Origin of the sequence: Methylobacterium frigidaeris (genome assembly GCF_022179185.1) — a bacterium.
Lineage (GTDB): Bacteria > Pseudomonadota > Alphaproteobacteria > Rhizobiales > Beijerinckiaceae > Methylobacterium > Methylobacterium frigidaeris.
The window spans coordinates 48616-57547 of the sequence record NZ_BPQJ01000042.1; the positions used below are offsets into that span (position 1 = coordinate 48616).

Below are 8932 nucleotides of genomic sequence, written 5' to 3' on the forward strand. Positions count from 1 at the left end.
ACGACACAGTCCAGTCAGGGTCCAATTCTTAAGTAGTTGATTTATCGCTCTTATTTTTCGCTAATTCGGGCTCTTTGGTGTGATCGCGGTGCCCGCTCGCCCGCGGCGCCCTCTCCCAAAGCCATTACGACCCAAAACCAGATGGGTAGACTGGAAGTCCGCGAGTGGCGCTCTCCACGTAGCGGCAGCGTAGTGGCGCCACGAGCAGCCCTCGTCTGACAAGACGAGGTGCGACAGCGCCTAACCGGCGAAGTTCCCGCGAGTGGGTTGCGAGCAGCGCGAGCAAACACGACGCGAGAACTCGCAGGTAAGGACGGTGATATTTGTGCTAGTTTGGGTGGTAGTGGGTTGTGTCTATCTTCTACTTCGTAGAAGATGGATCCAATCTATTACTTCCATCTAGTGCAAATGTTACCTCCTCTAAATATATATACGACCAACCTATTATTGCAACGCTCGATACAGCCTACCGTGATCAACGCATTAGATCCCCAGCGGAAATGAAAATATTGTGATCTAGGGTTCCGGTCGTTTAAAACATTATATCACATGATAAGGAGAAGCAAATGACCCAATTCAAATCCAAAAGAGATCAGGAGCTGGAGAAATTTTTGCAGCGCCTACACGGGAAGAGCAAGGCCTATCAGGAGAAGAAAGGCCGTCGGTTCGAAATTACTTGGGAAGAGTATCTTACCATGTGGAAACGAAAGCCTCGGTTCTATTACGATCTTCGCTCGAGAATATTCATAGATCCAGTGAATTTCATTCGCAGCGATCTGGGATATGTTTTGTCGTGGATTGATAAGGATGCGTTTATGGGAGGTATCTGCACCATCCACACCATGGAAATTAAGACGAGGAAGATGAGCAAGCGGGTGTGCCACATGCGCAGTGGCGACACCCATAGTAAGGAAAGCAAGGATAAGATCAGAGATGCTCGTATTGGCAAAAAGCATTCGCGAGATACCAAGGAAGCCATCAGCGCATCCCTGTCTGGCACCCCCAAAAGCGCAGAGGCAAAAAAGAATATGAGTGAGGCGGCCAGCAAGCGCTGGGCGAAGGTGAGGGAAGATAAAGCGGCAGCAATGGCCGCAATGCTTGGTAGCCACTCTCGTCTGCCAAATGTTGTGGCTTCATGTTCATAATTTAGCTTCTAAGCACGACCTTAGCCATAAATAGGGACAAACAATTGAATGGCCCGGCTTGCATTTTTGCTCCGGGCCACACCGTCAGCCGCAGCCCCCAGTCGTCACCTGAGTGGCAAGCCTCACTGATATCGTTTCCTTACCAACCTAGTTGCTATCTGCTCAGATGGGAGGCTTCGACATGCACACGACAATCAAGCTATTGGGCGAGGCAGATGCCATGCAGAAGCTAGGCATGCGCAGTCATGGCCGGTACGTTTATGCGGTGCAGGGCGACAAAACGCAGGAGGTAATCGACTGGGTGACCGCCGAGCCACTTCGAATTTGCATGTGTGCGGTTTGGGATGTCGGCATTTTGTTGGCCGCTTATGTTATGTTCGAGCGAGATGCCCAGACAGAGCGGCGAGTGAAAGAAATCAATCACGCGCTGGAAATGTTTGTTATGGCATTCCACGGCGCAGATAATTTCGATTGGCAGGTTCCCAAGAATGTGCCTCGGGCGGCAAAGCGACCCTGAACGAAGTATTTAGTGTTACCCCCTGCCTTTGTCTTCTGACAGATCCGTGCGGTCGCAATTCGGTGGTAGTGGCGTGATGGGTGCATCCGAACAGCCACCGCGTAGGCTTCCTGCCCAATTGAGCGGTGAGCGGAGCACCGGCATTTGATCGGACGACCCGCTATCGGCCGGATTGCCTCGCAGTTCTGGCGAAAGAACGAACCAAGAACTATATTCACGTTCATGGCACCAGCGCTGCCCTGGATCGGCTGCAATCGCCCTGCCAAGCTATGGCAGCGGCAATGGGTCGAGACCCTGAGAGGAAGCGTGAGCGTAATGGGCCCACCGAGGCAGGTCGACAGAGCCAACCCTGTCGAGGCTCTCGCGGGCACGGTCGAGCGTGTCACCTTCCACTCGCCCGAGACCGGCTTCTGCGTGCTGAAGGTGCAGGCCCGGGGCAAGCGCGACCTCGTACCGGTGATTGGCCACGCCCCTGCCATCGGCGCTGGGGAGTGGATCACCGCCACCGGCGTCTGGATCTCCGATCGCACTCACGGCTTGCAGTTCAAGGCTGAAACGCTGAAGGCCACACCTCCCACGGGAGCCGCTGGCATCGAGAAGTACCTCGCTTCCGGCCACATGCGAGGGATTGGCCCTGCCATGGCCAAGCGCATCGTGGCCGTCTTCGGCGAGAACACCTTCGAGATCATCGAGGCTGAGCCTGATCGGCTCAAGGAGGTCACCGGCATCGGCCCTTGGAGGGCCGCGAAGATCGTCGCGGGTTGGGCCGAGCAGAAGGCCGTGCGGGAAATTATGATCTTCCTGCACGCCCACGGTGTCGGTACGGCCAGGGCCGTGCGCATCTTCAAAACCTATGGCCATCAAGCCATTCAGGTGATGACCGAGGACCCTTACCGGCTCGCCCGTGACATACGCGGCATCGGCTTCCGCACCGCCGACGCGATCGCCATGAGGCTTGGCATGCAGCGGGATGCCCCTCCCCGGCTGCGAGCGGGTGTCTCGTTCGCTCTTCAGACAGCCATGGATGAGGGGCACTGCGCTTTACCGGCTGAACGCCTCACGGTGCTGGCGCAGAAGCTGTTGGAGGTCGAACCCCAGCTGATCCGCGCGGCCATCGCCGAAGAATTGCGACGCGGGGAAGAGGTGATCGCCGACACGATCGGCGACGAACCCTGCGTGTTCCTGAAGGGCCTGCACGCGGCGGAGCGCGGCATCGCCGAGCGCTTGATCGCGAGGGCCGCGGGCTCGGCGCCCTGGCCCCAGATCGACATGGAGAAGGCGCGGCCATGGGTGGAGCAGAAGACCGGCAAGGTGCTCTCTCCCTCCCAGGTCGAGGCAGTGCGCGTGATGCTGGCGTCCAAGCTCTCGGTGATCACCGGCGGACCAGGTGTGGGCAAGACGAGCACGCTGGACACCGTGCTGCGCATTCTCATCGCCAAGGGAGTTCGCGTGCTCCTCGCCGCCCCCACTGGCCGCGCAGCTAAGCGGATGACGGAGCAGACCCAGCTGGAGGCTAAGACCATCCACCGGCTGCTGGAGATCGACCCCAAGCGCGGCGGCTTCTCGCGCAACGAGGAGAACCCTCTGGATTGCGACCTCCTGGTGATCGATGAAACGTCGATGGTGGATGTGCCGCTGATGAACGCGCTGCTCAAGGCCGTTCCAGAGCGGTCAGGGTTACTGCTGGTGGGCGATGTTGATCAGCTGCCATCGGTGGGGCCAGGGCAGGTACTGGCCGATGTAATCGCGTCCGGGCGTATTCTGGTGGCACGTCTCACAGAGGTGTTTCGGCAGGCCGCCGAAAGCCGGATCGTGGTGAATGCCCATCGGATCAACGCCGGGAAGATGCCCCAACCGGCCGGGGCCGGCGAGCAGACGGATTTCTACCTCATCGAGATCGCCGAGCCTGAGGAGGGAGTGGCCAAGCTCATCGAGGTGGTGACACGGCGCATACCCAAGCGGTTCGGCTTCGATCCCGTTCGGGATGTCCAGGTGCTCACGCCGATGAACCGGGGCGTGCTCGGCGCCCGCAACCTCAACCACGAACTCCAGGCAGTCCTGAACCCCAATCCGCCTGCCATGGTGGAGCGGTTCGGTTGGAAATTCGCCCCTGGCGATCGGGTGATGGAGACGCAGAACGACTACGACCGCGAGGTGTTCAACGGCGACCTCGGCGCCGTGCTGCGCATCGACGATGATGAGGGGGCGCTCGTGGTGGAATTCGACGGGCGGGAGGTGGTGTATCCCTATGGGGAACTCGACACGCTGGTGCCCGCCTACGCAACGACGATCCACAAGAGCCAGGGGTCGGAGTACCCGGCGGTGGTGATCCCGATCGCCACGCAGCACTGGACCATGCTGGCGCGCAACCTGCTCTACACGGGCGTGACGCGCGGCAAGCGCCTGGTGGTGCTGATCGGACAGCGCAAGGCGATCGGCATGGCCGTGCGCGGGGGCGCTGCAAAGCGCCGGTACACGAAGCTGCGCGAGTGGTTATCCATCCCAGTCGTAGAACATCAACGGCGGTGATGCTGCCAGCGGCAGCAGCTCTCCGGCGCGGGCTACGCGCGCCATCAAGTACCCATAGCGGAGCGGTTGCGGCGTTCCTCGCGGACCCTCGACATGACGTTAGGCCAAAGGGTCCATCGCTCGGCACCTCCCGCGGGGATGAGGATGCCGGCATGTGCCGCAGCCCTCACCCAGGCCTTGATGGCCTCTGCGGGTAGAGCGAAGGAGGGATCGACCTGCTTCAAAGCCTGGGCGTCAGCCGTTGTGAGCCGTGCAAAGCGCGACCGAAGCCAACCTCGCTGTTTCAGCTGCCGGAGAGCATCTGCCGGGGTGATCACAGGTCGTCCCCCCGCGAGCGCTCGGTCGATCATTTGTTCCAGGATCGCTGCCTGCCAATCGGAGGGTGAGACCGTGAAGCAGCCAATGCCCGGAACGGCCATGCCGACCGCCTGCGGGAAATCGGTGGCGAGGCGACTGGCCGTCATCGTGATCGATCGGCTTGCTCGCGCCTCGGTGTGGGCCGTGCGGTAAGTTCGAGCCATCGACACGGCATTTACCGCGGCAGACGGCCTGGGCAGATCCACCCTCGCTGGCCGGAGCGCGTTGGATAGCAGCAGCTTGGGGTTGTGTAGCCAGCGCCGCGGTGCCTCCGTGAGGATTGCTTCCTCCAGCCCACTACGGCTCACATCTCGCGGGGCCCACGACAGGTCGATCTCAACAGCCGCCACGTTCAGCTTGACGAACTTCGCGATTTTGGTCGCATCGCAGGGGTGTGTGACGCGAAACTCCACCAGCAGGTCGCGGCCACCTCGGCGAGCGATCACGTCGGGAACGATGCCGCTCAGCCGGTGCTCCAAGACCACTTCATCGAGACGGAGGGCTCGACCGGGGTAGCCCTTGCCACCTGCGCCTTCCGTCTCCTGCCAGCCGGGCAGGACCAGCTCCAAACGTCGAGCGAGACATTCCTTGGCGAATTTATGAAGGGCTGTCTCGGGCCCGGTCGCGCAGCCACTGCCGTCTGCCGAACCGTAATGGCCGAAATGGTGATCGAGGTGTTCGCCCCGGCGAGCAACCAGAGGGGCGCCACAGCCGGGACACCGACATCCGCAGGCCAGCCCAGAGGCGACCTCAGTGATGTGGACGATGGCACCGTTCGGCGTCTCACCGAAGACGAGGCTGCTGTCACCATGGGATTTCATAAGGCCCGGAGTTCGCTCCTTCGATCCAGCGCGGCCTTCTCGCCACTCCACCCTATCATGCCTGCCTTCCGAATGGATCGACGGCATGGTCGCCGACCATGCCGTCGAAGGCGTATGCCGGCATCCGTCACGAGTTCACGAGGCGAGCACTCGATCGTACAGGTCCGCTCCGGAGAAGAAGCTCGAAAGCTGCTGCTCGCATGCCGTCAGGCTGTACCCACCGCTGACCACGCGATCCAGCACCGCCGAGAGGTGCGCCACCAATGCCGGCTTATGCCGAAGGTATGCCTCCCCGCTGGCAGTCCACTCCGCGGGGTACCGGAACTCCTCGGTGTACATCTCGCGATAGCTGAGACGATCCGGCACCACAGGCACTGCCCCCGCCAGCACCCCCTCATAGCAGCCGATGCCCAGGGTTTCCTGGAGGCTGCACGAGAACACCACCCGGCTCCGGGCGAGTAGGTCGTGGTACTCCCGCTTGGTGAGAGCCGTCTCTTGGCACGCCACGAACCGCCACTCGGGGAACGACCCCGCCAGATCCTTGAAGATCTTTGGCTGCTTCTCCGGTGCCAGCCGGTGGGGGAACAGCACGATGTTCTCTTTGGGCTGCCCGAGGTGCGGCTGTAGCTCCGCCGTGAGGTACTCCATGGGCCACCCACACACGGCCACTCGCTGATCATCCGCCGCTACGCCCACCCCCGCCCGAAACAGCTCGGCGTGGGCCTGCGTCGCGAACACGCTGAAATCGTAGGCCTCGAACAGCGCTCGCTCCATGGCCTTCGCCCATCCCGCATCCTGGAGCGCGATCCGGCCGAGGAAGTCGTTGGGGTCATAATGACCGGCGTGGAGCAGTCCGATCAGGCGCACAGGTATGTGGAGCAGCGCGCTCATGTACCGGATCTGATGCACGCCGGGATGCCATGCGTCGGTGATCAGGAACGTGTCGCCCGGCATCACCTCCCCCCGCTGGAAACGCCGAGCTACTTCGGCGATCTGCGTGCTCTTGAAGATGTTGGTGCCGGCGAAATCGAGGAAGGCCCCCGCCAGGGGCACCGGCGGGGGCATTTCACCCTCGATCTGGATCACGCTCGCCGGCACGCCGCGTGCCGCGGCTGCCTGCGCCAGCTGCACGGGGAGATGGTGCAGCCACTGCCCCGTGTAACGCTGCTCATGGCCCTCGATGGGCAAAATCCAAATGGTCACTTGCGTTGCTCGCTGGCCGAGTACTGCGAGTAGCTACCGCACTCTCCGTCCTCGCTTACCTCGATCCAAACATCACGGCCGGGGTAGTTAGTGGCAATGTTTTCGTACAGCTCGTCACTAATTGTCTCGCAGCTCTTTCCATCCAGCTGGAGTATGCTGCTTTGATATAGCCCCTCCAGCCATTCGAGAAACGTATGGAATTCTACTTCACGATCACCGTGCCATACCTGTATCCACACGCGAAATTTGAATAGATGGCGGTGGGTGGCGGAAAGGTACGCGCGGTCCCCAGATGCATCGGGCCAACGATGGAAGCCGGCGCGCTGGAACGTCACCCAGATCATTCGAAGCGGGGTAGCGGATGCGATTGTTGCAGCAGCGGTCATGTTCATTCAGCCGGGGCTAGAGAGCTACGCTTGTTGTGCAGATGCCAGAGAACCAGCCAGATCACGAATGTGGCCAGCATTTTTCCAGCGTAATGTGAGATATAATTGGGCCAGGTAAGTTCATTTAGGCCGTGCAATATGAGGGCACCGTCGAAGAGCGTTGCAACGGCTGAAGACCAAAGGATGCGATCTTTGAGATCCTCTTTTTTGAGGGCATGGAAGGCTACCTGGTCGATCCCCTCGCTCACGAGGAACGCCAATGCGCTATAGTAGGCCAGGTCTCGATCTACGCAAAAATATACGATGATCGTCGCGATGAGCATGAATGCTGCGACCCAATCGCCGATGAGCCTTTGCGTATAGTCACGCATTACAAATATCAGGCCCACCAGCAGCGTGCCGGGGATGAGCGGAAACGACACCGGCGGATTGCCGCTGAACGGTAGTTTTAAAGGGTATACAGGCAGATATTTCGCGAATGCATTTACCGCTACGCCGGATGCAATATACATCACGATGAGCGCGATCGTAAGATCGAGATGAGCATTCCATCGAGGCTTGTAATCGCCTCGAAAAAATCCAGCAAGCTCTCTTCGTCTAATCATATCGATAATTCCGCGGCTATTAGGCTTTCGACCGATCACGGGCGGCTTAAGGCAGGCTTACATTCGCAGCGGATCTGGCACCGCTGGGGCCGTGTCGTTCCGATTTGAGTGCTCTACAAAACGAGCGCGTCCAAGCGCTGTCGATTTTGTTCGATGAACTCGTGTGCCTTGTAGGGCGAGACACTTGCTATCGGCGACGGGAACTCCGCCGTTGGATAGTCCACCTCCATCGGCGGCTGTTCGTCTAGCTCATCCATGAGGCCAAGCACGCGGTTGGGTGCAAAAATGATTTCGATAAGGCTGCGGATCACCAGGAGATCAACGGGAAAATTATTCCGTGTCTCGCCGTCGTCGCTGAGCCAGTTGGCAGTCACTTGTTCAAGCGCCCGCGTCGCGGCATCCACATTGTGCGCGCACATGAGCAGTGAAGTCTTACTATCTGGCTTGACGATGAAGTTGCGGGGATCTGGGTCCTTGCGATCGCGCCGCACCACCGCAACATCATTCACCGCGAGGTGCTGGCCAATGATGCTGATACCGGCATTAGGCGTAGCCCGGCCGTGCATGGCGGGATATGAGCCCTGCGCGTCTTTGATCATCCTGTGTGCTTCAGCCTGCGCGCGGGCGTGACACCAATCGTTGATGGCGAACGTCAGCTCGCTATGATGCCGGAACTCGCTGAGTTCAGCGTCGGATGGGCGATTATACTCAATCGAAAGTGATTTGTTATCAGCCACATAATAGGCGAGCAGGCTGTAGCGCTCGTTCGCCTCTTGAAATGGCGTAGCCGTATCAAAAGTGATTTGAAGATCTGGATTGATGCTTGCTCGAATGCATCGCTGGATCGTCGTCAGCACACATGCGCTTGCAAGCGTACCCCTTCCAAGAACATGAATGTGCTTGATGCGCGCGAGCGTGCCGTCGTCGCGCATATCGACGAGGCGGCGCAGCATCAGTCGGTAGCTGATATTGCTGGTACCAGCGAACGCGATGCCCTCGGCGGCATCAATGAGCGGCCGGTGGACACGATACCACTCGCGGCTCTCGGGCTCACTCGTGCCCTGCAGCACCACGAGAAAACCTCGCTCGGGCTGCCGGTGGATCAGCATGGTCTCCGTGTTGATGTAAGTCTGCCGAAGGCATCCGTTGAATGCCACGCTCAATCCGTTGGCTCGGCTCATGGCCTCGAGGTTTTCGCCGTCCACATGGATGAGCCGATGAATGTGCGCGGCCATTTTGCCCGTGGCGATCCCCCCGGTCGGGAAGTCGAGGGCCATCACGAAATCGCCGTGCTCCTCCTGCCAGCGGAGTGATTGTGATCGGCCCCCACGAGGTGGTCCAAGTTCAAAGTTAGTGCAGTGTCGGCGTT

8 protein-coding genes are annotated in these 8932 nt (G+C 59.9%); 3 read left to right on the plus strand and 5 right to left on the minus strand.

Features of this window, described 5'->3' with window-relative positions; all coding sequences use genetic code 11:
- Positions 1–566 precede the first annotated feature (566 nt).
- The 3 genes from MFF64_RS28865 (at position 567) to recD2 (ending at position 4191) form a co-directional block, all read left to right on the plus strand.
- Positions 567–1145 (plus strand): hypothetical protein, encoded by a 579-nt coding sequence (locus MFF64_RS28865; protein WP_238192988.1) that lies wholly within the window; start codon positions 567–569, stop codon positions 1143–1145.
- Positions 1146–1326: 181 nt separating this feature from the next.
- Positions 1327–1662, plus strand: coding sequence for a hypothetical protein (locus MFF64_RS28870; protein WP_238192989.1), 336 nt, complete (start codon positions 1327–1329; stop codon positions 1660–1662).
- A gap of 315 nt (positions 1663–1977) precedes the next feature.
- Complete coding sequence (recD2, locus tag MFF64_RS28875) at positions 1978–4191, plus strand: SF1B family DNA helicase RecD2 (protein WP_238192997.1); 2214 nt, start codon at positions 1978–1980, stop codon at positions 4189–4191.
- Between the two features lie 44 nt (positions 4192–4235).
- Here recD2 and MFF64_RS28880 read toward each other — a convergent pair whose 3' ends face one another.
- From MFF64_RS28880 to MFF64_RS28900, 5 genes are all read right to left on the minus strand, one after another.
- Positions 4236–5369 carry a competence protein CoiA family protein gene (locus MFF64_RS28880; protein ID WP_238192990.1) on the minus strand — a complete coding sequence of 378 codons (1134 nt, stop codon included), beginning with the start codon at positions 5367–5369 and terminating at the stop codon, positions 4236–4238.
- Positions 5370–5504: 135 nt separating this feature from the next.
- Positions 5505–6572 (minus strand): glycosyltransferase family protein, encoded by a 1068-nt coding sequence (locus MFF64_RS28885; RefSeq protein ID WP_238192991.1) that lies wholly within the window; start codon positions 6570–6572, stop codon positions 5505–5507.
- Positions 6569–6958 carry a hypothetical protein gene (locus MFF64_RS28890; protein WP_238192992.1) on the minus strand — a complete coding sequence of 130 codons (390 nt, stop codon included), beginning with the start codon at positions 6956–6958 and terminating at the stop codon, positions 6569–6571. Before MFF64_RS28890 ends, MFF64_RS28885 begins: the two co-directional genes overlap by 4 nt.
- Positions 6959–6960: 2 nt before the next feature.
- Positions 6961–7602 carry a hypothetical protein gene (locus MFF64_RS28895; RefSeq protein WP_238192993.1) on the minus strand — a complete coding sequence of 214 codons (642 nt, stop codon included), beginning with the start codon at positions 7600–7602 and terminating at the stop codon, positions 6961–6963.
- 74 nt (positions 7603–7676) lie between these two features.
- On the minus strand, positions 7677–8840 hold the full coding sequence (locus MFF64_RS28900; protein ID WP_238192994.1) for a hypothetical protein: 1164 nt from the start codon (positions 8838–8840) through the stop codon (positions 7677–7679).
- Positions 8841–8932: the final 92 nt, after the last annotated feature.